This is a genomic window from Nitrospirota bacterium (genome assembly GCA_040757595.1).
In the GTDB taxonomy this organism is placed as follows: Bacteria; Nitrospirota; Nitrospiria; order Nitrospirales; family Nitrospiraceae; genus JBFLWP01.
This window is the reverse complement of the sequence record JBFLWP010000010.1, coordinates 67,688-82,267: the sequence shown is the minus strand read 5'-3', so window position 1 is coordinate 82,267 and position 14,580 is coordinate 67,688. Positions and strand designations below refer to the sequence as shown.

Below are 14,580 nucleotides of genomic sequence, written 5' to 3'. Positions count from 1 at the left end.
GGTGTGATTAAGGAAACATTGCACAACACCAAAAAATGGGAGTGCAAGTTGAAAGTGAGCGCCAAGCCCATCCCCTACCGTCCAAACCGGGCATCGGTGAGCGTTTTCAAGTCGGATTCGACCATCTCCCGCACCAAGTCCTTGAAGGACACCGCATGAGACCAACCGAGTCCGCGCTTAGCTTTGGTTGCATCGCCCAAGAGGGACTCCACTTCAGCGGGTCGGAAGAGCTGCGGATCCACAGCCACATACCGGCGGTAGTCGAGGCCTACATGCGAAAAAGCCGCGTCGGCGAACTCGCGAACGGAGTGTTCTTCGCCCGTCGCAATGACATAATCCTCCGGCTCATCCTGTTGCAGCATCAGCCACATCGCCCGGACATACTCACGCGCATGTCCCCAGTCTCGGCGAGCCTCCAGGTTCCCCAGCCGCACTTCCTTGGCCAGCCCCAGCTTGATCTTCGCTGCCTGAGAGGAGATTTTCCTGGTTACGAACTCGAAGCCCCGGCGTGGTGACTCGTGGTTGTAAAGAATGCCGCAGGCGGCTTTGATACCATAGGCCTCGCGGTAGTTTCTGGTCAGGTGGAAGCCAGCCACTTTCGAAATGCCGTAGGCGGAACGTGGATGAAATGGAGTCTGCTCGTTCTGAGGGACTTGCGCAACCTTGCCGAACATCTCACTCGATGCCGCGAAGTAGAACCGACAACCGGGCGTACAGTCGCGCAGAGCAGCCAGCACGTAGTGCGTGCCGTTGACGTTGGCATTGAGCGTGGAAAACTCATCCTCAAACGAATAGGTCACAAAACTCTGGGCTGCTAGGTGGTAGCACTCGTCCGGCTTCACCGTCTGGAATACCCTATAGATGCTCGGAAGGCTTTCGAGCGAAGCGGCGTGCAGATGGATGCGATCTTTCAGGTGCAGAATGCGCCAGAGGCGGTGCTCCGGGTCCTCGATCGCCACCCGCCGGACGATTCCATGGACCTCGTATCCTTTGTCCAGCAAGAGCTCGGCCAGATAGGAGCCGTCCTGCCCGGTAATGCCGGTGATGAGCGCCCGCTTCACCCTCGTTCTCCTTTCGCCGCGCCTGCCCGAAATTCAGCCATGAACCTCGTCAAGGCGTCCCGCCAGTGAGGGAGCGTAATTCCGGCCTTTGCCAAGACCCGGTTGGCCAATACGGTATAGGGCGGCCGAACTGCCTCGCGCTTCGCCTCCGCTGTTGTGATGGGCTTCACAGGCACTGAAGAACCCATCAAGGAAATGATTGCGGTGGCGAACTCGTGCCACGTACAGTCACCGGAGCCGGTCGCATGGGTGACCCCGCGGATGTCCGTTGCCAATAGACAGGCGACGGCTTGGGCCAGGTCGCCTGCGTGCGTGGGGGAGCCCCGCTGATCCGCTACGACGCGCAGCTCCGGTTCATGTTCGGCCAACTGCATGATGGTTTTGACAAAATTCTTGCCGGTGGTCCCATACAGCCAGGCAGTCCGTACCACGACGACGTTGGAACAATGGGCGAGCGCCTGCCGCTCACCCTCGAGCTTGGAACGTCCGTAGGCATTGATGGGATTGGGCTGGTCCGTCTCAACGTACGGTTCTCGCTTGCGGCCGTCGAAGACATAGTCAGTCGAAACGTAGACCAGCCTCCCTCCGACTTTGCCCACCGCTCTGGCCACCCGTCCGGTCCCTTCACCATTGACGGCCATGGCGAGACCAGGCTCGCGCTCCGCCCGCTCGACGTCGGTGTAGGCCGCGGCATGGATGACGACGTCCGGCTTCGCGTCGAGGATACATCGCTCCACTCCATCCTCAAGCAGATCGAACTCCGGCCAGATGCCGAGCGCCAACTGGTGTCCCGCCAGCACCCGCTGCAGTTCGCATCCGAGCTGCCCGTCGGCTCCGGTAATCAGGATGCGCATTCCGCCGCCTTGAGCCGTTGGCCATACAGCCGCTCGTAATACCGCCGGAACTCTCCCGATTTGATTTTCCTCCACCACTCCTGGTTCTTCCTGTACCAGTCCACCGTCGCCCGCAGCCCGTCCTCGAATGGAACCCTCGGAGTCCATCCCAGTGCACGCAGCTTGGCGCAATCTACCGCATAGCGCCGATCGTGCCCGGGACGATCCTGGACGTGACGGATCAGCGACCGCGGCTTGCCCAGGCACGTCAGAATCGCTTCGGCCACGGCGATGTTTTCGCGCTCGTTCCCGCCCCCGATGTTATAGATACAGCCGGGCTCGCCGTGCCGCAAGACGTGGAGAATCCCGTCGCAATGGTCGAAGACCGACAGCCAGTCCCGCCGGTATCGCCCGTCTCCGTAGAGCGGAAGAGGCTGCTCATCAATGGCGTTCGTGATGAACAGAGGGATGAATTTCTCCGGGTACTGGTTCGGGCCGTAGGTATTGCTCCCGCGGGTGATCAGAACGGGGAAGCGATACGTCGTCCAATAGCTTCGGACCAGCAGATCTCCGCCGGCCTTGCTGGCCGAATAGGGGCTTCGCGGATCGAGCCGATCATCCTCTCCCGAGGAGCCGGATTCCACGCTCCCATAGACTTCATCCGTGCTGACTTGAACAAATCGCGTCACCTCAGCTTTTCGCGCTTCCTCCAGCAGCACTCCCGTGCCGACGACGTCGGTCCTGGCGAAACTGCCCGGCTCCAAGATGGACCGGTCCACGTGGGTTTCCGCGGCGCAATTGATGACCGCTTCGAACCGGTGTTCCTTGAAGATCTTTTCGATCGCCTTGGCGTCGCAGATGTCCGCGCGGACGAAGAGGTACCGCGGATCGCTCTGGACATTGGCCAGGTTCTCCAAGTTACCGGAGTACCGGAGCGCATCAACGTTGACCACGTGGGTTTCCCGCTCGGCCAGGAGCCTCCGGACCAGATGAGAGCCGATGAACCCCGCGCCGCCTGTCACCAGGACTTTCACGATCATGGCTCCATCTTGTTGGCACCGGTCTGCGAAACGAGCTGATTCGCCAGCAGTAACGACTCGATCGTGCCGGCGTCCGTCCACCACCCGTCCAGCACGTCCCAGGTGAGCTGTCCGGTCTCGATGTAAGCGTTGTTCACGTCCGTGATCTCCAGTTCCCCGCGGGCAGACGGCTTCAACGTCTTGATGATCTCGAACACGCGGGCGTCGTAGAAGTAGATTCCCGTCACCGCATAGGGGGATTGAGGCGTGGCCGGCTTCTCCTCGATCTTGACCACGCGGTTTCCCTCCAACACCGGCACGCCGAAGCGCTGGGGATCTTTCACTTCCTTGAGCAGGATCTTGGCGCCAGCCTTTTGATTCCTGAACGCTTCGGCCGCACGCACGATATTGCGCTCGATAATGTTATCCCCAAGGACGACGCAGATGGGCCCCCGATCTGCAAAATGCTCCGCCAAGCGGAGGGCATCGGCGATCCCGCCCTCGCCTTCCTGATACGTATAGTCCACGTGCTGAAGACCGAACTCTCTCCCGTTGCCCAGCAGCCTGAGGAAATCGCCGGCCCCGTTCCCACCGGTGACCAGCAGGATCTCGCGGATTCCGGCGTTCACCAGGGTCTGAATCGGATAATAGATCATGGGCCGGTCGTAGACCGGGAGCAAGTGCTTGTTCGTCACCTTCGTCAGCGGATACAAGCGGGTTCCGAGGCCGCCCGCCAGCACGATGCCTTTCATACAGTAGCCCTCAGCTATGAGCTTTCAGCTATCAGCCCTTAAGGTCAGAGAGACTTGCGGAAGTATTCGATCGTCTTCAGCAAGCCATCTTCCAGTTCGACGGTTGGCTCCCAGCCAAGCAGAGCTTTCGCCCTCGCAATATCGGGACGCCGCACCTTCGGGTCATCGACGGGAAGGGGCTTGTGCTCTACCGCACTCCGTGAGCCGGTCAGCTTGAGAACGAGCCGGGCGATTTCCAGCACGGTCAGCTCGCGGGGATTTCCGAAGTTCACCGGATCATGCACGCTCGCCTGGCCGGACTCGGTCGGTCTGGAAAGAAACCAGGCCCGATCGGTCCGCTCCGCCACGCTTTTGTCCGACTCGGCCAGCAGGAGAGCGGCGATCCCGCGGATCAAGTCGTCCACATAGCAAAAACTTCGGGTCTGTGCCCCCCCTCCGAAGACCGTGAGCGGCCTGCCTTGCAGGGCTTGGACGATGAAGTTCGAGACCACCCGGCCGTCATTGGGTCTCATCCGAGGCCCGAAGGTATTGAAGATGCGGACGATGCGCGTGTCCAGCCCGTGATAGCGGTGGTACGCCATCGTCATCGCCTCGGCAAACCGCTTGGCCTCGTCATAGACCCCCCGAGGGCTGATCGGATTGACGTTGCCCCAATAGGTCTCCGGTTGGGGGTTCACCAGCGGATCTCCGTAGACTTCCGACGTGCTGGCGAGCAGGAAGCGCGCCCCTTTCGCCTTGGCCAGCCCAAGAGCCTTGTGCGTCCCCAATGCGCCGACCTTGAGCGTGGCAATCGGCATCTCCAGATAGTCCTGCGGACTGGCCGGGGACGCAAAATGCATCACGCCGTCCAGCGGCCCGTCCACGTGGAGATAGTCGCAGACGTTGTACTTCACGAAGCTGAACCGTTCGTGCCCGACCAGGTGGGCGATGTTCTCGGGACGACCGGTGCTGAAATTGTCCATGCAGACAACCTGGTGTCCCAAGCCGATCAGGAGATCGCACAGGTGGCTCCCTAGAAATCCCGCCCCGCCGGTGATCAGGATGCGCATGGCTGCTAGCCAGTTAAGGTTGAGGTCGAGGTTGAGGATTTATAGCACTCGGACGGGCCAAATCACAAATAGCAATTCCGTTCATCTGCGGCCCTGCCCCAACCTCAACCTTAGCCTTAACCTTGCACTACTTTCCTGTACACCGCCACCGTCTCGCGCGCCGTCCGGTCCCACGTGAACTGTGCCGCCTGCCGCAGCCCCCGCTCACGCAGGCTCCGACGAAGGGGCTGGTCCTCCAAGACCCGCTGCATGTGCCGCGCAAACCCCTCCACATCGGACGGGTCAACGAGAATCGCCGCCTCTCCGGTTACTTCGGGAAGCGACGCGGCATTGGAGCTCACGACCGGGCAGCCGCAAGCCATGGCTTCCAGGACCGGCAATCCGAACCCTTCATAACGGGACGGGAAGACAAACAGGGTGGCCCGCTGATACAGATCGATCAACCGGTCGTCGTTCACAACCCCCGTAAACACCGCCTGTTTCTCGATCCCGGTCCGGACGACCAACTCGCGCAGCGCCGGCCGCCTCCGGAAGTCCCCCACCAGGATCAGGTCGTAGGCATCCCGAAGGGATCTGGGGAAACGGATGAAGGCCTCAATCAGGGTCTCTACATTTTTGGTCGGATCAGCTCCGGCCACGCAGAGCACGAACGGCCGGCCAGCCTCTCCGGACCGATCGGGTGGAAGCGGTCGGAAGCGCTCCAAGTTGACACCCGGATAGATCACGGTGATCCGATCTCCCGGCACCCCCAGCTTCTCGCTGATATCCCGTTTCGAACAGTCCGAATCAGTCAGGACGTGGTCAATTCGCTTCCACCGGTCCCCCACCAGCAGGTCCTCGATCAGCCCGCCCGGATTGCGCCGCTTCTGCAGGCTTCCGAACAACAGCGGCTTGACGTCATGAATGGTCACCACCAGCTTCCCACGCTTCCAGGCGATACAGGAATCGTAGGGCAGGTGCAGCAAGTCGTAGGGTCCGGCCAACAGTGGTGCCATCTGCTCCCAGAATCGCCGCTTGAACAGGGGAAAGCGGATCACGCGGTAGGCCATGTTGGCTCGGGCCGGAAACTGGCAGGAGCCGTCCGGCATGAGAATCTCGTACCGGTTCTCATGATCGGCCCGCCCCAGGGCCTCGATCAGCCCGCGGCTGTATCGGCCCAGGCCAACGTTGAAATCACGCAGATGCCATGCGGAAATGACAATTTTCATCTCCCCTCGCCGGATTTGCCAACCCAAGTCATTGAGGCTAGCCCCCCGTTCTCCCTTCCTCACTCACCTCCTAGGACCTTCGTAGCCCCGACAATCAGCCCTTCGCCAAACAACACCTCATCCGACAGGAGCGTCCGCCTGACTTCAGCTATCTTCACATGCGAAGCGGCCGAACGTTTTCCCCTTGTCAGAAGCAACAAACGCAACAGCCTGTAAAGTGGCGATTCTCGCTTGTTATATTGGTTCGTTTTCACCAGGTCAACTCGAAATCCCCAACGGTTGAGTGTATAGCGCAGCTCCAGGAACCCGATCGGATTGATGTGGGCAATCGGCTGCTCCTTTCCTGTTGCAGGATCGACTTCGATCATGTAATGGAACTGCTCCGGATATCCACGCAGCAGATAGCTGAGCCGAGACCGGATCGAGAGCACGTTCGGAGTTGTGACGTACAGACGACCGCCGGGACGCAACACACGGTTCGCCTCGCGGGCCAGGAGATGGGGATTCTCGATATGCTCGATGCCTTCGATACAGGCCATCGCGTCGAACTGGGCCGATTCGAACGGCAGCGAAGCGTTGAGATCGGCCCTGACGCAGGAGCGACCGGTAATCATAAACCCATCGGGATTCAGGTCTGCCGGGGTCACGTCGATCCCTCTGTCGAGAAGGAGTTGCGTCAAGGCTCCGGTGCCGCATGGCAGGTCCAGAACATGGCGGTGGCCTGCCTGTTTGATCAACTCCGCGACTTGGACGCGTGTCAGGTAGACCGTGTTGGGCCCCTTATGGCTAGGATGCACTCGATCAAATTCCACAACGTCCTCCCACCCGTTCAACCGCGCTACAATCTCCCTCTGCCCATTCCCATCGGTTTTTGATAAGATGCTGGTCGGAATTTTCGAGTAAAGAACCCTGCCCTTCCGGGCAGGGCTTTTTAAACCAGGAGGACTCTCTCTCCTCCGCTACGCCACGGGCTGCCATTCATCCCCGCTCTTCCGAGCGGGGCATTCTTGGCAGGTTTCGTAAATCGACCGTGCCACTCGTCAGCGTCATCATTCCAGCTTACAACGGCGTCTCGCGCTTCCTAGATCAGGCGATCGGCAGTGTCCTGGCGCAGACGTTTCGGGACCGCGAGCTTGTCGTCGTGGACGACGCCTCGACGGACGAGACGGGGCGTCTCGTCCTGAAGTTCCCGCAGGTCCGCTACATCCGGCGGGCCGAGAACGGCGGACAGGCGGCCGCCCGCAACGAGGGCGCCCGCGCCGCAAAGGGCGAGTTCCTCGCGTTCCTGGACCAGGACGATCTCTGGGAGCCCTCCCTGCTCGAGGAAACGTTCCGGGTGCTGCAGGCGGAACCCGACGCGGCCCTCGTGCACTGCGACGGCTACCAGGTCAGCGAGCGCAACGAGATCCTCGAGTACGACGCCGCCATGAAACACACCTTCAGCATCACCCAATTGTTGCGGGGCGGCCATGACGTGGCCACCGCCGGCTCGCTCTTTCGCAGGACCTGCTTCGACGCGGTGGGCGGCTATGACGAAACCCTCTTCATCTGGGAGGACATCGACCTGGCCATCCGCCTGAGCCGGCAATTTCGCATTCTGCACCTGCCCAAACCCCTGTACCGCCATCGTCTGTATACCCGTAACGTCTCGCGGGACATCCCCTCCGAGCGGGCGCTCCTGGCCCGCCGACGGTTTCTGGAGAAGTACGCGGACGCCTGTCCGCCCGGCACGGAGCTGGCCCGGGCGCTCCGCTCCGATTGGTCTCATTACTACGGAGACCTGGGCAAATATCACGTGGCCGGAGGCAGAACCCAAGAAGCTCGCCGGGCCTTCCGGCAGGCATTGCGCTACCGCCCGCTCAACCGGAAAGCGCTGCTCCGGTTGCTGCGCACCTACCTGGCGGTCGGCTGACCGGTTGCCCTCGCCTTCGCCGCGTGCACGATCAACTCCGTCCCGTAGCCCGCGTTCCCGATCGCCAGACAGAGCGGCCGCACGAGGAACCGTTCGATCAGGCGTTTCCCCGGGAGTCCGCGGCGAAACCCGTGAGTCCAGGCCCGCTCCAGGCTGGACATGAAGTGCGCCGGGGTGACGCCGGTTCTGATCCGTGTCACCGAGAACCCAGCATGCTCCAGCAGCCGCGTCAACGTCCGCTTCGTAAAGTGGTAGAGGTGCCTGGGCGGATCCCAATTGACCCACCATCGGCCGAACAGCCTGGCCTCCAGACTGTCCGCGTTCGGCACCGCAATGACCAACAACCCTCGATCGTCCAAAATCCGCTTCGCCTCAGCGAGGACCCGATCCAGGTGGTACATGTGCTCCAGCGAATGGCTCATCAACACCAGGTCGAACGACCGGTCCGGATACCTCACGGTCAGCAGATCGCCCACTTGGACCCGATCCCCGAGCAACGTCCGGGCCTGTTCGACGATCTCCGGCCCCAGATCGAGCCCGGAGACCTGCCAGCCCTGCTGCGCGAGCATGGCCGCGTTGACGCCGTGTCCGCAACCGACGTCGAGCAGGCGGCCCTGACCGACCCAGGGCAAGAGACCGCGACCGGTGATGGTCCGCCTGGCCATTTCCGGCCAGAGCATCAGCTTGCGGAGCCAGTGCGGTCCTCCAGGGTCGATCGAAGGGTAGCCGTAGAAATCCTCCATGATCCATCGCTTCACACGGCTGAACGGCCTCGGAGGCGACGGCTGCCCGAAATACTGGGAGGGATAATAGCGACTGATCTCCGACTCGGTGGGGCGAGGATTAAGGTAGAGAAATCCACATTGCCCGCAACGGACGACCGTGAACTCCTCGTCGGAAACCCGGTGAAGAAGGTCCTTCTGGCGGAAGGCGACCGACGCCTGATCGGCTCCGCACAACTCACAGACGACGCCTTCCACCGCCGCTCCACTCAGTCACGAACCGTTTGTCATCCGCCCGCATCAAGGTCCGCTCACAGGTAGGAGCGGACGAGCCGGCTGAGCGCACGCCAGGCCATCTTCACGTTCCACGCCTCCCCGACCGAGAGTCCCAGCGCCTCTTTCAGATAGCCCCGCCCGCCAGCCAGATCCCCCTGGCTCAGCCGCCACTTGCCCAGATCCGCCAGGGACGCCGCCCGCTCCTCCAGCAGATACCGGCGCTTGGCCGGATCTCGGCCGAAGCGCTCCATCAACGCCTCGTTCAGCAGAAGACGATGGTTCAGCTCAATCTGGGGCGGCTTGATCTCCCGATGGCGATGATAGGTCAACGGCTCATCGATCAGCACGATCTCGCAGTGCTGGGCGATCCTCGGCCAGAACTCGTGGTCGTCCAGCCCGGCCGAGCCAAAGCGCTCATCGAACCCGCCGGCCAGGTCGATGAGCGATCGTCGGAGCATGGCCGCCGAAGGCGTCGGGCCGAAGCCCTTGACGAACAATTGGTAGAAACGGCTGGACGGCCCCGTTGGGAACTTGCTCCTCGGCCGTCCGTCTCGTTCGAGGTGCACGATACCCGTATAGACGAGCCCGACCTCTGGCCGAGCCTCCAACACCTTGACCTGCTTCTCGAGCTTCGTCGGGTCCCAGAGGTCGTCATGGTCCAGCAGCGCAATGTACTTCCCGCGAGACAGGGCAATCCCCCGGTTGCGCGACTTGGCGACCCCGGCATTCTCGAAGCGATAATAACGGACTTGGTCGCCGAACGTCCGGACCACGTCAGCCGAGCCATCGGTGGACCCGTCGTCAATCACCAGGATTTCTCGGTCGGTCCAGGTCTGGGCCAGCACGCTATGGATGGTCTCGGCGACGACCTCCGCCGCGTTGTAGAGAGGAATGACCACGCTGACCGAAACCGGATGCTCCACCCCCTAGCCCCTCACCGATCCAGTTGGCAGGAGGGATCGGATCAACCGGGAATAGGTGCGGAACTTGATCGGATTCTCACTGATCGAACGCAGCAGCAGCCGGCGGCCTTCGGCTCGGTTCCCGGCCCCGACCTCGCGCAGCCCCCAGTCCGAATAGCATTCGGCCAGCATCGTCCGGATGAGCCGCTGCCGCTCACGATCCCCGGCGTAGAGGGTCCGCATCTTGAGGAGGAACCGCTCGCGGCTGCGCACCACGGCCCCCCCCGCAGCATGGCTCAGGCTCGCCGCATGCACCCGGTAGCACATGCCCGGCTGTTCCAGGAACTCGAAGCGCCCCTGCTGTCGGAGCCTCGCGCTGAGGTCGAAGTCCTCGAACCCGCGCAGCTCCGGGTCGTACAGTCCGGCTCGCACCAGAGCCTCCCGGCGCACAAGCATGGCGGAAGAGAGCAACTGATCCTCGTCGATCAACCGCCCCAACGGCGAGCGCCTTCTGGTTACCCGCTCGGCCAACGCCGCCCCGACCTGGATCCGCCGTCCGTGTTCGTCCATCCGGTCCGAGTTGCACAGCACCAACACCACGTCCGGCTCGGTCTCGAGTACCGCGACCTGCTGCTCCAGCTTGTGCGGATACCAGCGATCGTCCTGATCCAGAAACGCCACGTAGGGTGCGGAAGTCGCCTGGACTCCCGCATTGCGAGCCGCACAGGCGCCCTGATTCACCTGTCGCAGGACCGTCACCTTGGTGCCGTAACTCTGTAGGATATCCAGCGAGCCGTCCTTGGACCCATCGTCCACGCACACGACCTCATAGTCGCGAAAGGTCTGGGCGAAGACACTGTCGAGCGCTTCCCGGAGGTACCGTTCGCCGTTATAGACGGGGACCACCACGCTGACTTTCGGCATGGGCTCCGGCATCTCCCCTGTCACACCTTGAACGGGCTGGTCCGGTCCTGCTCGTACCTGATCGCGTGATCGCCGGCCTGGCGCTGCTCTCCCCGGAAGAGCCGGTTGGGGAAGTTCAGCGACAGTCCACGCTCTTGGCCGAGATTCCGGAACGCGTGCACGACCCCTGCCGGCACCAGAACCGAGATCGGCTGGTCTCCGCCCACGACACGCCGAAGGCTATGCCGGTAGGTGGGAGAGGCCTCGCGATTGTCCCACAGGGTCACCTGGAAGAGCTGCGGCCCTAAAAACACGAGAAAGTTGCTCTGATCCAGGTGCTCGTGGGGACCTCTGACTGTCTGTGGCTCGGTCCAGGAGACGGTCGCCATTTGAGGGCGGAATTCAGCCGACAGCTCGTCGGACCTGAACAGTTCCGCCAGCCCACCCCGCGCATCCTGGTGAACCGTCAACGGCTTGAAGACCACGCCCTGGATCTCGCCCTCGTTGAACTGAACCATGCCCTTTTGGTCCATGGCCCAGAGTTGCCCGCCGCCCTCCGGTTGCACTGGGACAATGAACCGCCCGTCCACGAGCGAATCAGCCGAGACGACGAGAGGCTCCGGAATGGGAACGATAAATTTACCGCCGGCTTGGATATATTCCTGTTCCCGCCCGATGATTTCCTTGGCATAGTTCCAGGCCAACAGGAGAAAGTAATCGGGCGGGTGCTGCCTCGCATGGGCCGGGGGCTTGACTGGAATGTGGGTCCCCGGCAGGACCAAGCCCTGCTTGAACTCAGTGGTGTCGCTGACATATTCGATTTCCCGGTTGTCCAAGCCGCAGGCATTCAGCAGGGTGTTCCCCTTGGCCGGCGCGCCGTACCCGGCGACACGCTTGCCTTCTCTCGAAAGACGCCGCACGAGCTGCGTCAGCATCTGTCGCGTCCGCTCGACCCGCTCGGCAAACCGCCGGTAGTAGCCCTCCTCGGTCAGCCCGCTCCGACCCTCCAGATCGAGCAGAGCAGCGACCGACGGACTGGTCCGCCTGCCGGAATCTGCCAACGCGCCGAACACCACGATGGAGCCCCCATGGACCGGGAACCGCTCCACGTCCACCACGCGCAGCCCGTGCCGATCCAAGAGCCGCACGAGCGTCCCGACCGAAAAGTAGGACAGGTGCTCGTGGTAGATCGTGTCGAATTGGTTGGACTCGACCAGGTCGAGCAGGTACGGCACCTCGACGGCGAAGACGCCGGTCCGATCCAGCGATGCCTTCACCCCATTGAGCACGTCCTGCAGGTCGTCGATATGGGCGAACACGTGCCGCCCCAAGATCACCTTGGGATGGCCGTATCGCTGGGCCGTGCGGGCAGCCAGTCCGGCGTCGAAGAACTCCGGCAGCGTCTCAATACCCTTGCGATTGGCGATCTCAGCCAGGTTCCTGGCCGGGTCAATCCCCAGCACCCGCATGCCTGCGTCTCTAAACACCTCCAACTGGGTCCCGATGTTGCTGCCCAACTCCACCACCAGGCTCCCGGCCGACAGCTCGAACCGCTGAATCGTCAGGGCCGCGAGCTGGTGCATGTGCCGGACGATCATCTTGGAATCGGACGAGATGTACACGTAGTGGCGATAGAGCACCTCGGGATTCACGACGTGGCGGAGGCTGACGAGCCAGCAGCACCGGCACGCAATGACCTCGAGCGGGAAGCGGGGCTCGTGTTCGTAGGAAGGGGCCGGCTCGAGATAGTTGTTGGCCAACGGCATAAGCCCGAGCGAGAGGACCTCAAGCCAGTCATTCTGGCCGCACACCCGGCATGCCGCGACGCGACGCACCTGTTCGTTCATCGGTGGATTACCGCCCTCTCACCAACCGGCTGGACCAAGATCGGCAGGGCTCGGAACACAGAGGCAAGAAACCGCCAGCAAGGCGAGGATGAAGGATGGCCGACCCGTTCAAACTGTCCGATTGCCATGACGGGAACGAAGCCAAGATAACACATCCAAAATCCAAAATCTAAGCTTGCGCGTACCGCCCCCTACCCGGCTTCTTCTACGTCCGCTCCTCGGCCGGCGAGTCACGCGCCCCATCACGATGCACCCAAACTGAGAACGGGCATCCATCGCCCAGCCGTTGGCTGCTCAACCGTCGCCCGCTATCGGTATATTTCTCTGCAATAAACCGTGCGAGCTGCGGATTGATTGGCCAGCCTGTAACCGCCTGGCCACGGTCTCCACAGGCTATCAGGAACTCAACGCGCAGCCGATCGGCAGCCTCAACGACCTCCTGCGCCGGTCCATCCGCCATTGCATGGTAGATCTCCGGAAAGCGGTTCGGTGGATTTACGTCCGCTAGAAAATAATACAGGCCTGAGCCAGTCGCCAAGACGATGACATCCCTGCCATTTTGGGACGCCGACTTCAGATAGTCCAGAACCTCATCACGGACATAGGGAGGAGAATCCCTCGTCAATCGTCCCCCACTCGCAGCTATCCATCCTACCAATTGGCCAATTTGTTTCACCAGCTTCGGCTTTTGGATTTGGGCGGTTAACACCTGTGGCTTCGCGTCGTTGTAGAACCACGTGGCTACGATAACCGATGCAAGTGCGCTCGAAACGAGAATGCGATCCTGCCATATGCGGGACCGAAACCGGCCGGCCCTTACTGATCCGGCACCGGCAAGTATCGCGACAGACGCCAAAGGAAAGACAAATCGAGGAGCAATCTGCTTGGGATTCCAATCTCTGACCAGCGCATGAAGGAGCACTAACGCGGCAAGAAGACCGGTGCAGACCAGCACCACGGCATCAAGGCGAGAAAGCCTCTCACGTACGGACAAGGCAGGAGAACTTCGACGTTTATCCTGGATGACGTACAGCAGATAGACAAGGAGCACGACCACTGGGAAAGACACTACGGCTAGCTTGCCATAGGAGGGACAACATCCGCGCAGGACATATGAAAACGAGAAGGCTCCAAAGAGGAGTGTAGGAACCACAGGAGCCCAATGGCAATCCCCAAATCTAAACACGCGGACCAAGATCATGAAGATCGCCAAGCCGTAGAAGGTTGGCACCGCGTACCAGGTGATATTCATCAGTGTCGGTTCCGGAAACGGATCGTGTTTGACCACAGCGTCTGTCAAGACTCTGGTCGCATAATCGTTCAGGAACGCGAGTCCTGTTCCTGTCCACACAAGATACCCCAGGAACGGGACCAGGCCCAGCCACATCCCGATGACCAATGGACAGATTTGGTGGACTAAAGACATGATAGAGACTGGTTGCGGGGAACCGTTGGAAAACGGCATACGGCTGAGAATGAACTGCTCTACGATCCAGTAGACTGTGAACGCCAGAGTGGTCGCGAACAGGAACGCGACCTGGTCCAGCGTGCTTCCGACAGTGGACAAACCAACCATCGTACCCGCCAACACAAGATCACGTGGTCTGCGTGCATAGGTCCAAGCAGCCAGAAATCCCAAGGTCAGAAACACCAGAATGTGGCGAGGAATAAGTTGGACCGGATACAGGGCAACCGCCAGGAGGGCGGCGATGCGCCAGCCTCGAGATGGGAACAGCTTCCACACGTAGAAGGCACATGCGACATAGGCCAAGGGAGCTAGGAACACCCCTACCAGGCGATCAGCGGCGAGGGACTCACCGAATAGCCAGAATGCAACCAGCGGACGAATCACCTCCGGCAAGAGACCGTGGGGAAGATACACGTCGCGAAACGGGAGTCCGCCATGTAGAAGGATCTCCGCAGTCCCGAGCCGCTCGCCCTCGTGCAGCCAGTCGACATTGCCGAAGAGCGGAACGCTGGCCGAGCTGGTCAACCCGAGATAGAGAAAGTACGTGCCGACCAACAGACTGCGCGGACAGCGTGGGGGCACTTCGACTTCTGCCTGCAAAGCGCGAGTCCTTCTCACCCCGCAGCGC

The 14,580-nt window shown here is 61.5% G+C and carries 13 protein-coding genes; 1 reads left to right on the top strand and 12 read right to left on the bottom strand.

Annotated elements, in window-relative coordinates:
- Window positions 1–74 precede the first annotated feature (74 nt).
- The 7 genes from AB1411_10695 to AB1411_10665 form a co-directional block, all read right to left on the bottom strand.
- Window positions 75–1,061, bottom strand: a complete 987-nt coding sequence (locus AB1411_10695; GenBank protein MEW6544065.1) for a GDP-mannose 4,6-dehydratase — start codon at window positions 1,059–1,061, stop codon at window positions 75–77.
- Complete coding sequence (gene rfbD, locus AB1411_10690; protein MEW6544064.1) at window positions 1,058–1,915, bottom strand: dTDP-4-dehydrorhamnose reductase; 858 nt, start codon at window positions 1,913–1,915, stop codon at window positions 1,058–1,060. The genes AB1411_10695 and rfbD overlap by 4 nt, the downstream gene beginning before the upstream one ends.
- Window positions 1,903–2,928 (bottom strand): dTDP-glucose 4,6-dehydratase, encoded by a 1,026-nt coding sequence (rfbB, locus tag AB1411_10685; protein MEW6544063.1) that lies wholly within the window; start codon window positions 2,926–2,928, stop codon window positions 1,903–1,905. Before rfbB ends, rfbD begins: the two co-directional genes overlap by 13 nt.
- 2 nt (window positions 2,929–2,930) lie before the next feature.
- Window positions 2,931–3,665, bottom strand: coding sequence for a sugar phosphate nucleotidyltransferase (locus AB1411_10680; GenBank protein MEW6544062.1), 735 nt, complete (start codon window positions 3,663–3,665; stop codon window positions 2,931–2,933).
- A gap of 44 nt (window positions 3,666–3,709) precedes the next feature.
- A complete protein-coding gene (locus AB1411_10675; protein ID MEW6544061.1) occupies window positions 3,710–4,714 on the bottom strand; it encodes a UDP-glucuronic acid decarboxylase family protein in 1,005 nt (334 codons plus the stop codon).
- 116 nt (window positions 4,715–4,830) lie between these two features.
- Window positions 4,831–5,922 carry a glycosyltransferase family 1 protein gene (locus AB1411_10670; GenBank protein MEW6544060.1) on the bottom strand — a complete coding sequence of 364 codons (1,092 nt, stop codon included), beginning with the start codon at window positions 5,920–5,922 and terminating at the stop codon, window positions 4,831–4,833.
- Between the two features lie 59 nt (window positions 5,923–5,981).
- The gene (locus AB1411_10665; GenBank protein ID MEW6544059.1) at window positions 5,982–6,734 is read right to left on the bottom strand and encodes a class I SAM-dependent methyltransferase; all 753 of its coding nucleotides are present in this window, start codon (window positions 6,732–6,734) and stop codon (window positions 5,982–5,984) included.
- Window positions 6,735–6,952: 218 nt separating this feature from the next.
- Between AB1411_10665 and AB1411_10660 the strand changes: the two genes are divergently transcribed.
- Window positions 6,953–7,834, top strand: a complete 882-nt coding sequence (locus AB1411_10660) for a glycosyltransferase (protein MEW6544058.1) — start codon at window positions 6,953–6,955, stop codon at window positions 7,832–7,834.
- On the opposite strand, the gene AB1411_10655 is transcribed toward AB1411_10660, so the two are convergent.
- The 5 genes from AB1411_10655 to AB1411_10635 all read right to left on the bottom strand — a co-directional run bounded on the left by AB1411_10655 (window position 7,816) and on the right by AB1411_10635 (window position 14,552).
- Window positions 7,816–8,814, bottom strand: coding sequence for a class I SAM-dependent methyltransferase (locus AB1411_10655; GenBank protein ID MEW6544057.1), 999 nt, complete (start codon window positions 8,812–8,814; stop codon window positions 7,816–7,818). The two genes, AB1411_10660 and AB1411_10655, sit on opposite strands and share 19 nt — an antisense overlap.
- Window positions 8,815–8,867: 53 nt before the next feature.
- Entirely contained in the window at window positions 8,868–9,755 is an 888-nt protein-coding gene (locus AB1411_10650; GenBank protein ID MEW6544056.1) for a glycosyltransferase family A protein, read from the bottom strand.
- A gap of 3 nt (window positions 9,756–9,758) precedes the next feature.
- Window positions 9,759–10,658: a glycosyltransferase gene (locus AB1411_10645; protein MEW6544055.1), complete on the bottom strand. Its 900-nt coding sequence runs from the start codon at window positions 10,656–10,658 to the stop codon at window positions 9,759–9,761.
- Window positions 10,659–10,678: 20 nt separating this feature from the next.
- The gene (locus AB1411_10640; GenBank protein MEW6544054.1) at window positions 10,679–12,448 is read right to left on the bottom strand and encodes a methyltransferase domain-containing protein; all 1,770 of its coding nucleotides are present in this window, start codon (window positions 12,446–12,448) and stop codon (window positions 10,679–10,681) included.
- Window positions 12,449–12,689: 241 nt separating this feature from the next.
- Entirely contained in the window at window positions 12,690–14,552 is a 1,863-nt protein-coding gene (locus AB1411_10635) for a hypothetical protein (GenBank protein MEW6544053.1), read from the bottom strand.
- Between the last annotated feature and the right edge of the window lie 28 nt (window positions 14,553–14,580).